Source organism: Thermanaerothrix sp. (assembly GCA_026417795.1).
GTDB lineage: Bacteria > Synergistota > Synergistia > Synergistales > Synergistaceae > Thermanaerovibrio.
In genome coordinates, this window is sequence record JAOACP010000028.1 from 1 (window position 1) to 19,157 (window position 19,157).

Below are 19,157 nucleotides of genomic sequence, written 5' to 3' on the forward strand. Positions count from 1 at the left end.
GTCTCGTGGGCTCGGAGATGTGTATAAGAGACAGGTGTTAACGTGCTGGTCCAGGAGGTTGCGCAGGTGGTTGGCGGCGTGGGTCATCACGTCCAGGGCGGAGGAGAAGGGGGGCGCGTAGGCGTGGTCCATGTCCGCCAGCTGGTCCACCGTCATGGCCGAGTAGACCGCGCAGGCCAACACGTCCAGCCTCTTGTCCACCTGGCCGGCGCCGAAGAGCTGTCCCCCCAGCACCCGGCGGGTCTTACGGTCCGCCACGATGCGGATCACCACCGGGCCGGAACCCTCCATGAAGTGGGGCTTGTCGGAGCCCGTCACGGTGACCCCCACGGGGTCAAAACCCGCCTGCCTTGCTGCCTCTTCCGAAAGGCCCGTGCGGCCCACGGTGTGCTTGAAGAACCTCATGACGGCGGTCCCTATGATCCCGTTGAACTGGCCTCCCACCCCCGCTATGTTGTCCGCTATCACCCGGCCGTGCCGGTTGGCGGTGGACCCCATGGGCTGCCTTGCAGGACCTCCGGTGACGCGGTTATAGGTCTCCACGCAGTCTCCCCCGGCGTATATGTAAGGATCGCTGGTCCGCATGGAGGGATCCACCTTAACCCCTCCCGCGGCGCCTATCTCAAGCCCCGCGTCCTTAGCCAGCTGGGAGTTGGGCCTCACACCCACGCTGACCAGGGCGAGCTGGGCGCTTATGGTCCCCCGGTCTGTCACCACCCCCGACAGGACCCCGCAGCTTCCCTCGAAGCCCTCCACCTTGCAGGAGGGGATGAACTCCACCCCATAGCTCCTTATGGCCTTGGCCAGCCGGGCCCCGAACTCATGGTCCAAAAGAGCCGCCAGGGGACGGTCCAGGAGCTCCACCACCGTAACCCTTACGCCCCTCTTGGCCATGGCCTCCGCCGCCTCCAGCCCCACCAGGCCGGCGCCCACCACCACCGCCTCCTTGACGGTCCCGCCGTCCAGGGCAGAACGGATCTCAAGGGCGTTCCTGGGGGTCCAAAGGGGGCTCACCCCGTTGAGGTCTATCCCCGGCAGGTCCGGCATCACCGGGGAGGCGCCGGTGGCAAGCACCAGGTAGTCGTAGGGAAGCTCCTTGGCGCCGCCGGTCTCAACGTCCACCATCAAGACCGCCTTGCGGGAGCGGTCTACGCCGGTGGCCATGTGGCCGGTCAAAACATGGATGCCCTTCACGTTGCGGAAGAAGTTGGCATCCCTTATGACCCCCGCGGGGGTGGACAGTAGCTCCTTGAAGTCCGGCACCGCACCCTCCAGGAAGAAGGGCATCCCGCACGCCGCATAGCTTAAGGTATCGGACTTGTCCACTATGGTTATGTCCCAATCGGGCCTTAGCCGCCGAAGCCTGGACGCCGCCTTGGCCCCACAGGCCACACCGCCTACCACCACCACCCGTTTCCCGCCCGTTCCGCTCACGCAGGACACCTCCTCACCGATGACATCTCCCCCGGGCTGAGCAAACCAACATACCGCAGGGGGTATATCTACGGGGCAATGTTATGACCTAAAAGGGGGTCTGTAAAGGGGGAGGGGATGCAAAAAAAAGAAGGCCCGGGGGAGCGCCGGACCTTCCGCAAGCCACAAGAAGGAGACCAATGTAATGGGTTAGGTACTAAGATCCCGGTATGACTTGGCTTAAACCATCTTGTAAGCCCCGGACTTGGAGCGGCATATGGGACACTCCTCTGGGGCCTCCTTGCCCTTGTGAACATGGCCGCAGACGGTGCAGACGAAGAACTCGTCCCCGTCGTCGGTGCCCAGCTTGTCCAGCACCTCCTGGAAGAGCTTGGCGTGCACCTTCTCCGCCTCGTTGGCGTAGGTGAAGGTCCTCACCGCCTCATCGTTGCCCTCCGCCTTGGCGTCCTCGATGAAGGGGGGGTACATCTGGGTGTACTCGTAGGTCTCGCCGCCCACCGCGGCCTTGAGGTTCGACGCGGTGTCCCCTATGCCTCCAGCGGCCTTGAGATGCCCGTGGGCGTGTATGGTCTCCGCCTCCGCCGCGGCAAGGAACATCTTTGCCGCCAGACGGTGCCCCTCCTTCTCCGCCACCTTGGCGAAGGCCAGGTACTTGCGGTTGGCCTGGGACTCTCCCGCAAAGGCGCTCATCAGGTTGTCGTGGGTCTTCATGCCTCTCATCCTCCTCCTCTTCCTCCTGTATTCAATTCAAAGGGCCCTTGCCATTCTACCCCCTCCCGGGATTCAAGGGCAGCCAAATTGAAACGGTTTTTATTTACACCAACTCCCCCGGCCTGTCAAGCCCCTAAAGAAGTTCATAAAGACATAAAAAAACGGGGCCCCCAAGGCCCCCGCGGGTCTTAGCGTCCCTCGGCCCCAAAGCCCTAGGGACGCCGGAACTCCCTTTTTATCACCTCAAAGAGGGGATTGTCCTTCCTCGGCGGAGTCGGCTTAAGGCCCTTCTCCACCGCCTTCCAGTAGGACTCCCCAAGGCCCCCGGCGCCTATCTCGTAGTCCATGCCGTCCCACTGGTCCTCCCGGAAGGCGTAAAAGGCCCAGTGGAGCTTCCGGCGGTTCATGAAGGATATGAGATCCCCGAAGTACCGCTCCGCCCCTTTGTTCCTCCTGTAACAGCCGAACTCCGCCACCACCATCCGGTTGGGGGGTATCCGGTTCTCCTCGGCCCATCGAAGAAATGGTTCGAAGTACCTCTGGAGCCTTGACCGGTCCCACCTCTCCACCTTGCCCCCGTAGGGAACCTCTCCGGGGTAGGAGAACCCCTTGCGCTCAGAGAAGTTCCGGTGGCTGGTGAACTCGTAGGGCTCGTACATGTGCACCGCGTACAGCACCTTCCGGTCCTCAAGGGCCGAGGGCCAGTAGGTGAAGGCGTCGGGCCTTGCAAAATACCCGGAGTCCACCATTATGGGGGTATCCCCGTCCACCTCCCTTATGGCGGCTATCACCCGTCTGTAAAACTCGAAGAGGTCCGAAGGGGTCCCCCGATGCTTCCGGTACCAGGCCCTGTACTCCTCCACCGAAGCGGTCTCCTCAAGGCCGGAACGGAACTCCGGCACCGGCTCGTTTATTATGTTGTACCCCCCCACCGCTGGGTTGTCCTTAAGCTCCCTGGCGAGGTCCCTCCAGAAGGCCTCCGCCTGGGCCCAGTAGGCAATGTCCCGCCAAAGCCTCATGTCCCTTACGCCGCCGTTGTTCTGGGCCCAGCGGCTGCCCGGAAGGGTCAAGGGGGCTATGACCACCTTGATGCCCCTCTCCTGGGCCCAGCGAAGCACCTTCTTCAGCTTATTGAGATCCGCCCGGGAGAGCCCCCGGTAGCGGTCCGCGTCCTTAAGGAGGAAGTCCCGCCCCTCCCCGTCCCACTTGTCGTAAGCCAGCCTGACCCACTGAACCCCAAGGGCCTTGGCGGCGTCGAACCACTCCTCCGTGGGCTCGTGGTTGAAGAAGTTGGCCCCCTTCCTCTGGATGTCCCAAAAGGCTATCTTCTCCCCCGCCAAGGCGGAGCATGGACCGATCCACAGCCCAAAGGCCAACAAGGCCCCCGCCATGAGGCCGCCAACGCACGGCGAAAACAAACGAATCAACGGCACTTAAGCACAACTCCCCTCATAAAAATCATCCGCCCAGGGCGCCGCCACATAGTTCAACTAAAGTCCCAAACAACCCTCCACCCCAACGACCCTAAAAGCCTTTGAGGTGAAGACGCCGTCCTTGGGGCAAGAGGGAAGCGCTGCCATCCCGTCTTCAAATGGCCTAGGCCAATGTCCACAAACTACCTAAGCTTCGAGGATGGCGCAGCTTCGCTTCCGGCATCATCCCCCGAAGGGAACTCGTCTTCTTTGCCAATCTAAAATGTAAAATCCAAAATCCTTAAGGCCCCGGGGGCCGGGAAAGGATTGCGTTCTATCCCCACTTGTCTTATCAGCGCAATATCTCCGGTAAGGCCAACCCGCCAGGACGACTGACAAACCCACGGCTCAACCCAAGGGCCCCCATGGGGTTTGGTTTCTGGTTACGCCCTCTACCGCCAAACCTCAAGGGGCCGGCGCCAACATGACCCCACGGGGGGCATGGCCCCGTAAAATCAAAAACGCCGAAGCCATGGACATGACCCACACCAGCACACCCGGATCTCCCACAAGAACCGCCCAAAGGCCCAAATCAAAGGCCAATTTCCAAAATTACAAAACTCTAAATTTCTAGCCCCAAGGGGCCACGCCCCCACTAGCTCCGGAGAGCTCCATGCAACCAGCAAAGCCAGTGGATGGGAGCAAAACCTCCACAGGGCATTAAAATCATTAAAAGCAAAACCGCCGGAGCCGCCCCAAAAAGCTACTTCTTCTTCGGGGGAAGCTTCTTATCTTTATCCTTGTCCTTGTTAAGCACCTTCTTCAACTTGTTGAGCTCCGCCCTGGAAAGCTCCCTGGGGCTTCGGACGCCATGGGACGCCGCCCCGTGGATCCCCTCATACCAGGTTCCCTCGCCCTCCAGGGGAGCTAAAAGGCCGCTTGAGCCGCTAAAACGCCCCAGATTCTCCATCGCCGCACCATCAAAGGCCAAGAGCACCCCGGAAGACCCGCTCCACAAGGCGCTTAAAGCCCATAGGGCAAGGCCCCACAGGGCGGAACGAAGCCAACGCGACAAGAGCTTACCCCCGGCCCGGAAATGCAAGAAACCCAACCTCAACGACACTTCAAAGCCCCCTTCCTCGTCTTTGAGACCCCATGACTTACTTTGATTTTAATTTTGTTGAAGCCATGGGGGCCGGGGGAAGATTATATGACATTTAAGGGGAAATTACCATATGTGATGTGAATTCAAGGGCTACATGAATTTCGCAAGAGCCGCCAAAACCCCGATCTCAGCCAGAACTTCACAGGCCCCCAGCACATCTCCGTTAACTCCACCCATCCTTCGGTTCATCCAAACCGCCACCAGGGCCCCCAAAAGGCCAGTGAAGCCCATGAGCCCCACGATAAGACGCGGCGGGGCAAAGGCCCCGAAGGGGACGCACCAGAGTGTCCCAAGGGCCAGGTGGCGCAGCTTGATCCGCCCCACAAAGACCCTGCCAAGCCCCGAGCCCCAAGGGTATTTCCCAAAGAAGGCACAGACCAGGAGGGAAAACCGCCCCAAAGCGCCGCCTAGGGCTAGCCCCAGGGGCAGGCGGAGGCCATGCAGATCCCCGCAGGCGGAGCACCAGATTAAAAGGCCGAACGCCAATCCCATGACCCCGAAGGCGCCGGAGCGGCTGTCCTTCATGACCTCCCGCATGGCCTCGCCCCTTCGGCCGGAGCCAAGGCCGTCCCATAGGTCCGCGAACCCATCTAAGTGCAGCGACCAGCCCAAAAGGGCGTAAGCCCCTCCCGAAATGGCCCCCACCAAGAGGTCCGGCGCCCCATCTCGAATACCAAGGACCGCCGCCCCCACCGCAAGGCCCATGAATCCCCCCACCAGTGGGGCCATGGCAAGCACCCCCGGCTGGTCCTCCGACGGGTACCGATCCCCAAGCCTTGGCAGCCGGGTAAGCAGGTTCCACATGACCGAAAAGCCCCGGGGTATGAAGAAGAGGTATCCCATCATCCCTTCAGCCATATGGGTATCCCCGCGGCAACCAAAGCCACCCGGTGGCAAAACCCCGCCGCCAAAGAGTTGGCCGTTCCCTGGAGCTCCTGGAAGCGCCGACCCATTGGGTTAGTGGGCACCAGGGAGAAGCCCACCTCGTTGGACACCACCACCATCCGTCCCTTGACGGGGGCCCTGAAGAGGGCCTCCGTCATCCCAAGGGCCCTGCCAAAAAGATCCCTCCAGCCCTCCAGGGGACCGTCAAAGGCGGGATCTGCAAGGCAGATCCGGCTGAGCCAAAGGGTAAGACAATCCACCAGGACGTCCCCATCGAAGGACCTTACGGCCGCCTCCAACTCCTCGGGACGCCCCTCCCAGGTGAGCCACCCCGCAGGACGCCTCATCCGATGAAGCCTCACCCGCTCATCCATCTCACGGTCCAACACCTCCGCGGTGGCGCAGTAAAGCACCGGGCCTTCGGCCCTCACCAGGGACTCCGCAAGGCGGCTCTTGCCGCTCCTTACGCCTCCCAAGATCAAAACCCTCTCCACTGGAACCGCACCCCCTTTTAGGCTATTATTATACGAAATAGAACTGGTTAAAGGAGATTAAAAAAATTGAACAAGCTGCCCATAAACCCATCCATCACCGATTCACTAATGGCGTACCGTTTTCTGAAGCTCCGGGTAAGGCACACCCCCACGGAGATCTCCAAGCCCTTAAGCGCCCTTACCGGCGCCCAGGTATACCTGAAATGGGAGAACCAGCAGCTATGCGGGGCCTTCAAGGTCCGGGGGGCCCTCTTCAAGATGCACAGCCTGGACCAGGAGAAGAGGGCCAAAGGGGTGGTGACCGCCTCCAGCGGCAACCACGCCCAGGGGGTCGCCATGGCGGCTAACTCCCTAGGGGTTAAGGCCGTCATATGCGTGCCCTCCACGTGCCCTGATACGAAGAAGGAGGCCATATCAAGGCTCGGAGGACAGTGGGTGGAGCTAAAGGTGCTGGAGGGCTCCTACGACCAAGCGGAAGAGGAAGCCTTGAGGCTCTCCAGGCAGGAGGGAATGGAGTTCATCTCCGCCTTCGAGGACCATCACATAGTATGTGGAGCCTCCACCATAGGGATCGAGATGATGATGGACCAGCCGGATCTGGACGTGATAATAGTCCCCGCCGGCGGAGGAGGGCTCATGAACGGGGTAGCCCTGGCGGCCTGCCACCTGCGCCCCGGCATCCGGGTATACGGGGTCCAGTCCGAGGCGTCCAACCCATACGTGGTGTCCTGGGAGGACGGGGTAGTAAAAGACGTGGAGTACCTTCCCACCCTGGCGGACGGCCTTGCGGGGTACATCCCCCAGAGCCTTTTGGACCTGGCCAAGACCCGCATGGCGGGGATGCTGCAGGTGACCGAGGTCTCCATCGGGAGGGCCATGGCGTTCCTCCTGCACCATCACCACCAGGTGGTTGAGGGCTCCGGGGCGGTGGGGGTGGCGGCCCTGCTGGAGGGGGCCATGGACCTAAGGGGACTGAAGGTTGGGATAATCATCTCCGGCGGGAACGTGGACTCCCACCGGCTCCTCCAGGTGTTGGAGCAACACTTGGAGGAGGTTAAAAACCTGTAAGGGCTACTCCCCCTGTTCCTGCCCCTGGGGCACCAATATGTTAAACAGGTTGTCTATTATCTGTTCCTGTATCTGACCGCCCACATGGTCCCCGCTGGAACCGCCGGTGGGGACCTCTATGTTAAGCCTGATCTCCCGCTCGTCCTTCTTGGTTCCTCCCGAGGGGCCCGTCTCCCTGGGCCGGCTGGGGGAGTAGACCTTGAGATTGCTTATGGTTGGGTTGGATACCGTGCCCTTCACCTGAAAGGACACGTCCCGGAACTGTCCGCTGGCCCAACCCCCGATGGCGCCGCTCAACACGTTCCGCAACAACGACTGGGTGTTCAATCCAGCGGAGACCACCCCGCCTATCACTCCGGCAATGGCGTTAAGCCCCCGGGAGTTTAGGTTGCCGTAGCAGTTGATGTCCAGGGCCCCGGCACCGAACACGGAGCCGTCGAACATCATGTACCGGTAAAGCCGGTCCCCCGGCGGGGAGGATATGCGGCTGCCGGGCAATATAAAGAGGTCCGCCCCTTCGAGCTCACAGGAGACCCCAAGATCCTTGTAGGATACCTTTTTGCCCCCAATGGCGGCCTCCATGGCGGGCTCAAACCCCCAGAAGCTCCCGTCCCGCAGGGACAGCTTCCCACGGCCCCGCTTGGTGCTGGTCCGGTTCACGTCCCCCTGCAGCGAGAGGGTGAGGTTCCCCTTGCCGGCCCCCTTCAGCTTCCTGCCCGGGTACAGATCCTCCCATACCCCCGCCAGGTCGAAGCCCTCAACCCACAGGTTGCCCCCGTACTTGGTGGAGGCCATTTCCCGGGAAAACTGCAGCCTCACCGCCCCCCCGTAGGCGCTGCCCCGTCCGTCCTCCACCACCAGGTAACCGCCCCCATAATAGAACGGGAGCCTCAGGTTATCCACCTTCAGCCCCCTCACCACCAGGGGGCTGAAGGTCATCACGCCTCCACCGGAAAGGCCCTTCTTATAGGTTATCTCCGCCGCAAGATCCGCCACCCCCGACAGGGGCACCCCGCCGAACCGGAGCTTGCCCAGCGCGTCTTCCACGTCAACTCCCTTACCCCTCACCGAAAGGGCAAGGGATGGCACGTCTCCATCCAGGATCAGCCGGCCCTTGGCGGATATGCTGCCCCCTCCCATGGAAGCGGTGGCGGACTCGATCACCAGCGCCCGCCGGTCCCCCCGAGCGGAGATGTGGACGCCGCCTAAGTAAACACCGCTGAAGGAGAGCCCTTCCACCTTACCCTTAAGGGCTATCTCCTCCCTGCCGTCCTTGGAGGAGACCGTCACGACGCCTGAGAACTTACCCCGACCCAAACCCTCCAGGGGAGATCCCTTGGCCCCGATGGAGATGTCCCTCACGGCGGCCTTCAACCTCAAACCCTCTCCCCCGGAGGCGCCCGAAAGGTTCACCCCGCCGCCCAAGAGCTCCCCCGCCATGGAGGGGATCTCCCAGCGGCCCTTGGATACGCGAACCTCCCCGGACAGGTTTCTCACCGGAAGGCCCAAGGCCCATATGGATCTTCCGGAAACCTGGACGAAGGCCTGGAAGGAGTTCCCTCCTCCGCGGACCCGGATGCCCAACGACACGGGCCCCTTAAGCTTAGACCCCAAACCATCCAGGGCCCCCAATGCCTCCAGGGGCACCGACGGCACCGAGCCCGAAAGGTTCACCTGCCCCTCCTTGGCCTCCCCCTTCAGCGAAAAAGGGACGCCGAAGGCGGTGCCCCGCACCTCCAGGCCCTCAATCCCGCCGCCTCCATGGCTCACACCCCTAAGGCCGAGATTCCTTATGGGAACCCCATTCAGGGACACGTTCCCAGACGCGTCGAAGACAACCACCGGAGATCTCCTGCTGCCCCTCAGGGTGAACCTGCCGGCCAGCTCGCCCGACGCCGGATCCCCCAGGAACTGCTTCGCCGGAAGGCCCTTGAAAGCCCCCTGGGCCACAATCTCCCCCCGACCTCGAAGGTCCGTAATGGATCCGGACAGGGAGAACATCCCGCCCATTAACCCAAAGGCCAGGTTTGACACCTTGAGAAGCCCCTTGGAACTTAGAAACTCCCCATCCAGGGAGATCCCCTCCATCTTCACCCTCTTGCCCCCAAGGGTCATCTCAACGGTCCCCCCGGAGGAGATGAGCCCTATTCCCAACCCCTTTTCCTTTGAATAGGAAAGCTTGAAGGTGCCCCTTAAAACACCCTTGGGCTCCAACCCCGCCAGATCCGGGAAACGGCCCTTCAACACCCCAATGTCCAAGCCCCGAAAGGGACCTCCTATGGACAGCCTGTGGCCCTGCAAGCTGCCGGAGAAGGAGGCATCAATCCCCGTCCATTTGGCGGATCCCGAAAGCCCCGTGCCGGAGGGTAAGATCTGCGCCTTAAGTCGAAGGTTCTTAAGGGCCTCCCCCGCCAGGGTGACCGCCGCCCCAGAGGCGTTCACATTGCCCGATAGCTTCCCGCCGGAGTAGACCAGGTCCGCGGACACCTCCTCCATGACCCCCTTGGACGCCTCAAGCCAAGGAAAGGTCTTGCGCCAGGCCTCCAGACCAAAGGGCCCCCCGGAAAGCCGAAGCCTCAAGCTCCAAGGGCTTCCCATCTGAAGGTAAACCCTGCCGGAGAGGGAGGTCCCGTTCATCTCCCCTTCATCCACCATCAAGGTAAGCCTTTTGCTCGACAGGGTCCAAGGCCCCCGAAGAGATTTTATTAAATATCCATTTAAATTCAAATCCTCCCCCCGCCCCTTGCCGTCCGCCACCAGCGCCGACGGGGTTCCCTTCAGGTCAAAATCGGTCCAGATCCGCCCCTCCAGGGAGTTCATCCAACCGTACCGCCTGCCGAGGGCCCAGAGGAGGCTCCTAAGTTTGGGAATTTCAATCCCCCTGACGGAACCGGATAGCTCCATGGGGTTTTCCAGGGTCCCCCGCACCTCCAACTCTCCCCCATGCAGCTTGAGCTCCAAGGACACGTCCCGCTGTAAGGCGCTGGAATTTTGAACCCTTAAGACCTCCCCCTTGGCGGATATGGGACCGCCGGCGAAGGTCCCTTCCAGCGAGAACCGGTACCCCTCCTGGGGAAAGCGAAGCCTCCCCCTTTCTATGACCAGGGGGCCCTGGGAGGTGGTTAGCACCCCATCCCTCAACCTTATCTCATCGAAGGGCATCCTCTCCCCGGACTTTCCCTTGGTTCGAACGGACCTCATCACGTCCAAATCCCCCTGGAGGGAGTAAAATTGTACCGAAGACAGCCTAGGCTTCCCCCTCACAAGATCCAGAAGCGAAAGGGTAAGCCGCAGGGTTCGGGCCTTAAGGATGGTACGGCCCCGGGAATCCCTTACCACCACATCCGACGCGTCGTAACCCGCAAGGGGGTTCCCTGAGAAGGCTCCCGCCGCCATGGAGCCCCCGAAGGAGTCCTTAAGACCCCGGGACAGGGCGTCCTGAACGTGGCGGCTGTATAGGTCGCTCTTGCGAAGCGCCGTGGACAGGGGCACCGCCGCAAGGGCGATGGCGGCAAAGGCACCAACCAGGACCGCCAGGACCTTGAAGCCCCTCATGGGACCACCTCTCTTTTTTTAAGCTTAGAATACGAAACATCCCTCCACGGGACCGTTAGATTTTATCACGGGAAAGGCGGGTTTAAAATTGGAAACCAGATTGGCTAAGGGGCTTGAAGGAGTAAGGGAAGAGCTCGAATCCTCCCGGCTAAAGGGGGTTGGGATAATATTCTCCGGAAGTCCCGGGAGCGTGTTGTTGGCCAGGATCGCCGAAGAGGTTATGGGCAAGGATCGGGTCAAGCTGATCCTCGTAGAGTCCCCCCTCTGGCACCAGGGGGCCCTGGAGTTCGCCGCCCGATGGGCCCTAGAGTTTAGGGGTCAAACTATTAGGGTGAGGATCAGGGAGGATGAGATCCAGGAGATCCTGAAAAACCAACCGGATCGCTGTTACCGGTGCAGAAAGGCCATTCACCGGGCGGTGGCGGCGGCCCTGCCGGACCGATGGGGAATATGCGACCCCCTCACGGTGGAGACCCTGAGAACCCAGAAGTTCGGCACCAGGGCCTGTTCCGAGGACCGGGTCATGGTGCCCCTTGGGGACCACGGCATAGGGAAGGCCGAAGCCATAGGGGCTCTATCCATGATGGGCCTGCGATGGGAGGGCTACCGGGGGGTAAAATGCCTGACCCACATGATATCCCCGGGGCTCAAACTCAGCGTCCAGCACCTAGGAAGGCTGAAGGTCCTTGGGGAGGCGCAACAGAGCGCCCTTGGGATGTACTCTTTGGTCCTGATGGACCCCGACACGGTGGTGCTGAAGCCCCTTTCGGACAGGCGTTGGGGCTGGGAGCCCGTGAGGGACAGACTTCTGGAAGGCGGGTTCAAGAGAGTGCTCTTGGACGTCACCGGTTCAGCCCAGCCCACAAAGCCGGAGGATCTAACTGGGTGGAGGATCCCCATAAGGCTCCTGCCCCAATCCCCCTTCGAATAGCCCTGATCCCTAGTTCATCTTCTGGGCGGGATCTACCCACCGGATGTGCCACCCCCTTGACGAAGCGGTAAGACAGCCCCATATGACGAGCCGGTCCCCAGGGGATATGGAGGAGAAGTCATAAACCCCCGGATAGCTCAAAAGGTGCAGGAACCCCCGGTCCCCAAAGATGCGGACCGACCCTCCCCTTGAGCGGGCCACCTTCTTAACCCGGATCTCCGCCCGGATCCAACGGCCGCGAAGCTTGCCCGCGAAGGCCTTCACCTGGGCCTCGGTGAACCCCCTTGACCCATCCTTGCTGGGCCCCCACAGCCCAAGGCCCTTCTCCTTTGCCTCCAGCACCGCACCCCTAATCCGCCAAGCCCCCGAGTCGTTCGGTGAAACCACCATGGCGAGCCCAAGCCCCCTGGAAGCCAAGGCCTCGTTGACCCGCACCCAACGGCCCCCGAGGTTGACCATGGGGGTCCCAAGGAGCCTCCCGTACTTATCCTCCCGCTCCTTGTCGAACTCGATCCTTATGACACGCCCCATGACCAGCTTCCTGTTAAATTCCGCCGCCGCCTCCCCGAACTCTTCCTCCCCCCGCTGGGGATGGTGCATTTCCGGCGTGTCTATATAAAGGTAGCGAAGGGTCTTAACCTCTCCGGAGAGGCGAACCCTCACGGTGTCGCCGTCCAACACATCCACCACCAGCCCCTCCACCGGAGCCTCCGCCACGCTCATGGTACGAAGAACCCATAGAAGGGCCAGCGCCAACCCGCCAAGACCTCCCAACCTCTTGCCCCTACGCCCGATCATGCGAAACACACCTCCAAGGAATAGCCCTCCATGTCCATCAGATGCCCACCCCTCACCATCCAGGAGAGGACATCCCGGTCGTTCCTCCACCTGTGGAAGACCCAGGCGGTGACCCCGAGGGACCCATAAAGGCTCCCCATGGGAGGATAGGGGTCAGGCCCCAGGATGACCTCTTCGAAGACATCAAGCCCTCCGGGCGGCAAGCACCAGGGCATCCAGGACACCGCCTCGGGCAGCACCCAAAGCATGGGGGCCCCGAAACGCAGGAGATGGGACCACCAGCGCCCCACCTCGTCCTCCCTGCCGGGGCGGTCAACCACCACGCACTCCACCGACAGTTCCATCCGAAGAAGGGAGGTTAGCTCCGACCTCCCCAGCACAACCGCGCCCCTGCCCCGGCGGGACGCCAGGTAGTCCCCCAACAAGACCCCCTCGGAGGGTCGGGGCAGCAGGGAGTCCATGGCCGCAAGGCCCAGGGCCCTTCGACGGGAGTCCCCCGCCCCCAGAAGGGGAAAGAGGGACGGCAGGGGAACCCTTGGGGGCAGCCCCTTAAACCACCTCCGACCAAGGAAGCCCCCCTCGGAAGACCACCCCACGCCAAGAAAGCGGGACGACACCCAGGAATGGTTCACCCCCAGGCCAAACACCCCATCGGCACCATCCGCCGCCGAGGAGGCGAACTCGCAGAAGCGCCCAAGCCATCCCATGGCAACCCCCCATTTCCCGGGAAATGACGCCAGCCCCGGTTTCACGTGAAACCCGCGCCATCCAACGCGGCGGCAGCACCGCAAGGACTCAAACCAAAGGCAACCTCCATCCGCCAACGAAGACCACAACCAACCAAGACCCCTCGGGCGCGCCAAGTCGAACATTCGCCCCAGCGGAACGAAGCCGATTCAGCGCGGCAAGGAGGGCTGGCCCTCGATCGACGCTAAGCACGAGGCGCCGCCTGACGCAAGGAGTCGAAGCTACAGGGCCTCTGCTCCACGATGGGCAACAAAGAATAGGAACCCCCGGCTGATACCTCGCCCAACTGCTACAATTCCAGGCCGCAAACGGGAGGGGAAGATGGCAGCAGAGGACAAAAAAAGACCCCGCCCTTCTCCCACGGCCGCCCGAGCCCCGGAAAAACAGGACAACCAAACCCCGACTACTCCCCATGGCAAAACGCCGGCCCACGGGCCCACATAGGCCCATGCGGCATAAATGATACTAAAAGGACAAAGTCCGGTAAAGGCAAGACGAGAAGAAGGACCGCTAGGGCGCTCCTAAAAAGAGGGGGCCTGGGAAATCCAAAGCCCTGTCTCAAAGAAAGCAAGGAGCATCCCTTCGAGCAAGAAGGGCGGCCCCTGGGCTCCGGCCTCGCCATCCACATCTAAACCCAAACCCGAAACACAAGGGCCGGGCGGCACCGCAACCCCAACGGGGTAAGCCAAGGGGGCCGACCCAAGGGCTACCAGCGCACCTCGAAGGGCTCATTCGACAAGGGTATGCCGACTCCAAGGCCACCGCCCACGGAATGCGGATTGCCCTAAGGAAGGCTGGGCATGGCCCAGAACAGTGAAAATTCACCGCCCCAAACCACGACACCCGACCCCCTTCGGTGGGATGCCGCCGTTAGCGAGCAAAGATCAAAAAGACTCCAAGGCAACTCCGAGTCCTCGCCAACCCTCGAAAATCCTCCAAGAAACACACAGAGGACTTGGCCCCGAGCCGTCTGCCGACGCGTCGACGCCAAGCAAACAAGACCCCGGCACATGCCCCAAGAACTCGGCCGGGAAACGACAACTGCTCACAGATGCAAACTCAAAACACAAACACCCAAAAGCTCCGTCGCGAACCGCCACGAACTCTCGGGGGTTGCGCAAAAACCACAAGACCGGATCTTCGACCAAAGGGCCGACTCCTGGCCGTAGGCGGCGGCCCCCTTGGGCTATTTCCCGGGAAATGCCGCCCCGGGACCCACAAGAACCTCGTCGGCGTACCCCGCTCTTGCGAATTGGTTTATAATGTTTCACGTGAAACCATACCCAGCGGGGAGGGTTGCGAAATGACCGTGTTGGCCCTTACGAACCAAAAAGGGGGGGTGGGGAAGACTTCCTCCTGCGTGAACCTGGCGGCGGCCATAGCCATGCAGGGGAAGAGGGTTTTGATGGTGGACATGGATCCCCAGGGGAACGCCACGTCCGGGATCGGTATCGACCGTTCCTCTCTGTCCAAGAGCGTTTACGAGTTGTTGTTGGGGGATGCCCAGTTCGAGCAGGTGGTGGTGCAGTCGGACATAGACAACCTGTGGGTGCTGCCCGCCACCATAGACCTGGCGGGTGCGGAGATCGAGTTGTCCTCCGCCATCAGTCGGGAGTCCAGGCTTAGGAAGTTCCGGGAGCAGTTCGATTCATACCACCTGGTGCTGGTGGACTGCCCCCCATCCTTAGGGCTTCTCACCCTAAACGCCCTGGTGGCGGCGGACAAGTTCGTGGTGCCAATTCAGTGCGAGTACTACGCCTTGGAGGGGCTGTCGCAGCTGCTTAAAACCATAGACCTGGTGCGCCAGTACCTGAACCCCTCCATCGACCTCTTCGGAATCATACTAACCATGTACGACAACAGGACCCGTCTATCCAGGGACGTGGCGGAACAGGTGCGCCAGCGATTCCCCAAGGAGACCTTCGACACCATAATCCCAAGGAACGTGCGGGTGAGCGAGTCCCCCAGCTACGGCATGCCGGTGGTGACCTACGACCCCAGCAGCCAGGGGGCCCAGGCCTACGTGGAGCTGGCCCAGGAGGTGCTGGGGCGTCTATAGGCGCCCCATAAGTCGGAGGGTCAACTGGCCCCTACCGTGGGCGGATGTGCAAGACAGAAACACAAGGGAGGTAGGACTAATGGCAAAGCAAGGAGGACTTGGCAGGGGGCTTTCTTCCCTGATCCCAACGAAGCAGGACGAGCCGGCGGCGTTGGCGCCGGATACCCCGGCGGCGTCCAAGAAACCGGCGGACGGGGCGCCTTTGAAGGCCGAGGGGCCGGCGGGGCAGCGGGAGGAACGGGTGCCCTGTTCCGCCCTGGAGCCCAACCCCTTCCAGCCCAGAAGGGTCATAAGCGAGGGGTCCATCGACGAACTGGCGGCGTCCATAAAGGTCCACGGGGTGCTTCAGCCCCTGCTGGTGCGCCCCAAGGGAGACGACACCTATCAGATAGTGGCGGGTGAGCGCCGTTGGAGGGCCGCCATGAGGGCGGGGGTGCAGCAGGTGCCCGTCCGGGTGGTGGAGATGGACGAGCGGGCCATGCGGGAGGCGGCGCTGGTGGAGAACCTCCAGCGGGAGGACCTGTCCCCCCTGGACGTGGCGGAGAGCATAAACGAGCTCATACAGGAGTTCTCCTCCACCCACGAGGCCATAGCGGAGAGGCTGGGTTGGAGCCGTTCCGCGGTGACCAACAAGCTGAGGCTCCTGCAGCTCCCGGACTCCGTAAAGGCCCTGTTGTCCTCCGGGGCCATCACGGAGGGACACGCCAGGGCGCTACTTAGGCTCCAGGATCGGGGCCAGATGGAGGAGGTGGCCCGGGCGGTGGTCCAGAGGGGCCTTAGCGTCCGACAGACCGAGGATGTGGTGCGGCGAATGGAGTCCCAGGGGGGTGAGTCGGACAAGGGGGAGAGGACCCCAAGGGCCATAAACCACTACCCCTACGAGTTCGCCGATCAGTTCGGGGTGGAGATAGGCATGTCCGGCAAGTCGGACTCCCTGACCCTTCACCTCCGGAACCTCAACAAGTCCCAGGCCCACAAGATCCTGGCCCTCATAGACCAACACCGTGGGCTGATATTTCCCGGGAAATAGGGGGTGGGGGACTTGGCGAATCGGGACGTGATATTCGCCCCTTGGCGGATGGCCTACATAAAGTCCGGCGGGGTCCAGGAGGAGGGCTGCTTCCTTTGCAACGCCGGCGCCAAGGGGGACCCCCTTCTGGTGCACCGGGGGGAGCGGTGCCTTGTGATATTGAACCGTTTCCCCTACAACCCGGGACATCTGCTCATAGCCCCCATAAGGCACGTGGGGGATCCGGAGGACCTGGAGGCCCCGGAGGGCGCTGAGCTCTGGGAGCTGCAGGTCAAGTGCCTTGGGCTGGTGCGAAGGGTCATGAACCCCCATGGTTTCAACGTGGGGATGAACCTGGGGGCCGCCGCTGGGGCCGGCCTGCCGGGGCACCTTCACCTTCACCTGGTGCCCCGGTGGAACGGGGACTGCAACTTCATGCCCGTGATAGGGGACGTGAAGGTCATCCCCGAGGCGCTGGAGGAGACCCGGAGGGCTCTGGCGGAGGCCTGGGGGTGATGGGTTGGAGATCATAGAATCCCCGTTGGAACCCCACGTTGAGGAGCTGGCCATAAAGCGGTCCCGCTTCATCGGGGTGGCGATCCCCTTCGACCACTCCACGGCCATGAAGGACCTTCTAAGGGAGGTGCAGGAGGATTACCCCCGGGCCACCCACTACTGTTGGGCCTACAAGACCCATTTCCCAAGGCGGGACGAGGGCTTCTCCGACGGCGGGGAGCCCTCGGGAACCGCCGGGAGGCCCATCTTGAACGCCATCCTGTCCTCCGGCATGTCCCAGGTGGCGGTGGTGGTGGTTCGATACTACGGGGGCATAAAGCTGGGGGTCCGGGGGCTCATAGACGCCTACAACCTGGCGGCCAAGGCGGCATTGGAGGGCTGCCAACGGGTGGTGTTGGAGCGGTGTCTGCCGGTGAGCTTCACCCTGGACTACTCAAAGGAGGACCAGCTCCGGCATTGGTGGCACCGCATGGGACTTAGGGGGGACGCGATCCGTTGGAATTACCGGGAAAAGCTGGAGGCCTCGGGCATAATACCGGAGGAGATGAAGGGGGCCCTCGAGAAGTTCCTGGACCAGGTATCCTACCATGGGGAGGTGGTTTGCCGATTCGGGGAGATACAGCTCTTGGCGTCCCCCCTGGAGAAAAACCGCCCCCAAGGGGACCATGGGGTTCAGGGAAGCCAAGTTTGATTTTTTAAACCATAAGGCCGAGAATGCGCGTTTTTTAGCCTTAACCCCCAAAATACCGCCATAAGCTTTTAAAAACAGGTCCCTAACTCCTCCATGGGAGGGGTAGAGGCAACTCTAGGTCAAAATAGATCAACCCCCGGACACGCTCTTGGCTCTCTGTGGTATCCGGGGGTTTTGTATTCCCAGTGTCAGACTGTAGCGTGGCGTTGTCGTCCCCTTGTCATCCCTTGGCCTTTTACTCCGGCGGCAAGGGGGGTTCGTAAGCGGACCCCATGAGCTTTTTCCAGTCCACGTCGTCGCTCAGCAGGTTCGGGCAAGTGGCGTCGGGGTAGAACCAGCGCCTGCCCAGCCCCATCAGCACGTTGTACCACTCGTGCACGTCCGGGGGAGCCACGTCGCCGTTCTTGCCTATCCGGCGGAGCTCCCGATAAACCAGGGCTATCATCTGGTTTTCGTCCAGCACCGAGGTGGTCTTCTCGAAGAACTCCATCACGTACTGGTATTCCACCGCCCCCAGCTGATAGAGTATTTCCCGCCACTTGGCCGGCATCCTGCTGGTCTTGGCCAAAACCACCCGTTTCTTGCTGCCCCGGGACTTTCTGTTCAGCACGAAGAGGATCTTGTCCACCTCCACGTGCCCAAGCTCCGGGTACTTCCTCACCAACGCCTCCGCTATGGGCCTTATCCTATCGGAACAGATCACATGCCCCGCATCCTTGTCCATATCCAACGGACCGCACCTCCCACTCTCGTATCCCCCACGGCGCATATGGCTTAAAAAACCCGCTTCCCACCAGGGGACAGGAGAAGATTATACTACCACACCCCACAAGGTCTATATTGGTCAAGATAATCGCCCGCCCTTGTAGGCCATAAAAACCACCGGACAAAGGCCAAACAGGCATGCGGAAGCCCTAGAAGGCCTTCCATGGGCGCAAGGACGCAACCCATGGGCCCCTGAACTCCCTGGGGCTTTAACTTGAAAACCTGCCGGAGGGGCACGGCCTTTTCTCATTTTCCAATCTTGCCTTCCCTCCCTGCCGAAGGGGGCTAAATCGCCTTACATGGCCCCAACAGGGCAAAGGACGATCCCCCCACCGCCGCAAGGGGCCCATGGAGCTAAAGCTGGAATCTGCCCTGGTGGTTTCATCGCGTCGCCATGGGAAGAGGAGAAGGGAGCGTGGGGCCTAGGGCATCCCAAGGCTAGGCGATGCCCTCCAGCAAGACGGGAGGGCATGAAAACAAGGGCGAATCCATAAAAGCCCGATAGGACAAAACCTCGCACAAAGACCGGGGCTTCGTCAAAACATCCATGGGGATCCAGCCAAAAAACCACAAAAAAGACGCCTACGACCGATATACCAGCATCTACATCAAACTTGAAAATAACGACTTTGAAAAACAGCGGCCACGGACAACACAAGAAACACCCTTTGACGAAGCCAAGACAGCTACGCCAGAAGTCCGCCAGGCGCCGTAGAACCTGTCTTTCAAGGGTGTTAGAACCCCCTAGGGATGCGCAAGGGCAGATTAAGAAGCCAAAGACCCCGCCCAATCCAAGGAAGCCCCAAAGAAGGACCCAAGCGCCAATGGCGCAAAAACCCAAAGCCAAGGCAAGACACCAAGAAAAAACGGCATGGCAGCTAAAAACTCCACCGCCGCTTCAACCCCCGTCCCCAAGG

The 19,157-nt window shown here is 61.5% G+C and carries 16 protein-coding genes; 6 read left to right on the top strand and 10 right to left on the bottom strand.

All coding sequences use genetic code 11. The features are described 5' to 3' along the window. From N2315_06775 to N2315_06800, 6 genes are all read right to left on the bottom strand, one after another. Window positions 1-1,434, bottom strand: a 1,434-nt coding sequence (locus tag N2315_06775; protein ID MCX7828894.1) for an FAD-dependent oxidoreductase, incomplete at its 3' end; no start/stop codon positions are given. Between the two features lie 219 nt (window positions 1,435-1,653). Then, a complete protein-coding gene (locus tag N2315_06780) occupies window positions 1,654-2,154 on the bottom strand; it encodes a rubrerythrin family protein (GenBank protein ID MCX7828895.1) in 501 nt (166 codons plus the stop codon). Window positions 2,155-2,357: 203 nt separating this feature from the next. Then, a complete protein-coding gene (locus N2315_06785; GenBank protein ID MCX7828896.1) occupies window positions 2,358-3,578 on the bottom strand; it encodes a glycoside hydrolase family 5 protein in 1,221 nt (406 codons plus the stop codon). A 742-nt stretch (window positions 3,579-4,320) separates the two neighbouring features. Then, window positions 4,321-4,632 carry a hypothetical protein gene (locus N2315_06790; GenBank protein ID MCX7828897.1) on the bottom strand — a complete coding sequence of 104 codons (312 nt, stop codon included), beginning with the start codon at window positions 4,630-4,632 and terminating at the stop codon, window positions 4,321-4,323. Window positions 4,633-4,812: 180 nt separating this feature from the next. After that, a complete protein-coding gene (locus N2315_06795; protein ID MCX7828898.1) occupies window positions 4,813-5,580 on the bottom strand; it encodes an adenosylcobinamide-GDP ribazoletransferase in 768 nt (255 codons plus the stop codon). Next, entirely contained in the window at window positions 5,565-6,101 is a 537-nt protein-coding gene (locus N2315_06800; GenBank protein MCX7828899.1) for a bifunctional adenosylcobinamide kinase/adenosylcobinamide-phosphate guanylyltransferase, read from the bottom strand. The genes N2315_06795 and N2315_06800 overlap by 16 nt, the downstream gene beginning before the upstream one ends. A 66-nt stretch (window positions 6,102-6,167) precedes the next feature. Between N2315_06800 and N2315_06805 the strand changes: the two genes are divergently transcribed. After that, window positions 6,168-7,169: a threonine/serine dehydratase gene (locus N2315_06805; GenBank protein ID MCX7828900.1), complete on the top strand. Its 1,002-nt coding sequence runs from the start codon at window positions 6,168-6,170 to the stop codon at window positions 7,167-7,169. A 3-nt stretch (window positions 7,170-7,172) separates the two neighbouring features. Here the strand turns inward: N2315_06805 and N2315_06810 are convergent, their stop codons facing one another. Continuing rightward, entirely contained in the window at window positions 7,173-10,724 is a 3,552-nt protein-coding gene (locus tag N2315_06810) for a hypothetical protein (GenBank protein MCX7828901.1), read from the bottom strand. Between the two features lie 88 nt (window positions 10,725-10,812). Here N2315_06810 and N2315_06815 point away from each other — a divergent pair, with 88 nt between their 5' ends. After that, window positions 10,813-11,655: a hypothetical protein gene (locus N2315_06815; protein ID MCX7828902.1), complete on the top strand. Its 843-nt coding sequence runs from the start codon at window positions 10,813-10,815 to the stop codon at window positions 11,653-11,655. Window positions 11,656-11,664: 9 nt separating this feature from the next. Here N2315_06815 and N2315_06820 read toward each other — a convergent pair whose 3' ends face one another. After that, window positions 11,665-12,453, bottom strand: a complete 789-nt coding sequence (locus tag N2315_06820; protein ID MCX7828903.1) for a thermonuclease family protein — start codon at window positions 12,451-12,453, stop codon at window positions 11,665-11,667. Next, window positions 12,450-13,277, bottom strand: a complete 828-nt coding sequence (locus N2315_06825; GenBank protein MCX7828904.1) for a hypothetical protein — start codon at window positions 13,275-13,277, stop codon at window positions 12,450-12,452. Before N2315_06825 ends, N2315_06820 begins: the two co-directional genes overlap by 4 nt. Before the next feature lie 1,226 nt (window positions 13,278-14,503). Between N2315_06825 and N2315_06830 the strand changes: the two genes are divergently transcribed. The 4 genes from N2315_06830 to N2315_06845 all read left to right on the top strand — a co-directional run bounded on the left by N2315_06830 (window position 14,504) and on the right by N2315_06845 (window position 17,475). Next, window positions 14,504-15,259: an AAA family ATPase gene (locus N2315_06830; GenBank protein MCX7828905.1), complete on the top strand. Its 756-nt coding sequence runs from the start codon at window positions 14,504-14,506 to the stop codon at window positions 15,257-15,259. Between the two features lie 79 nt (window positions 15,260-15,338). Further along, window positions 15,339-16,289 (top strand): ParB/RepB/Spo0J family partition protein, encoded by a 951-nt coding sequence (locus N2315_06835; protein ID MCX7828906.1) that lies wholly within the window; start codon window positions 15,339-15,341, stop codon window positions 16,287-16,289. A gap of 12 nt (window positions 16,290-16,301) precedes the next feature. Next, window positions 16,302-16,784: an HIT domain-containing protein gene (locus N2315_06840; protein ID MCX7828907.1), complete on the top strand. Its 483-nt coding sequence runs from the start codon at window positions 16,302-16,304 to the stop codon at window positions 16,782-16,784. Window positions 16,785-16,788: 4 nt separating this feature from the next. After that, window positions 16,789-17,475, top strand: a complete 687-nt coding sequence (locus N2315_06845; GenBank protein MCX7828908.1) for a YigZ family protein — start codon at window positions 16,789-16,791, stop codon at window positions 17,473-17,475. Between the two features lie 235 nt (window positions 17,476-17,710). On the opposite strand, the gene N2315_06850 is transcribed toward N2315_06845, so the two are convergent. Next, entirely contained in the window at window positions 17,711-18,199 is a 489-nt protein-coding gene (locus tag N2315_06850) for a putative metallopeptidase (protein ID MCX7828909.1), read from the bottom strand. Between the last annotated feature and the right edge of the window lie 958 nt (window positions 18,200-19,157).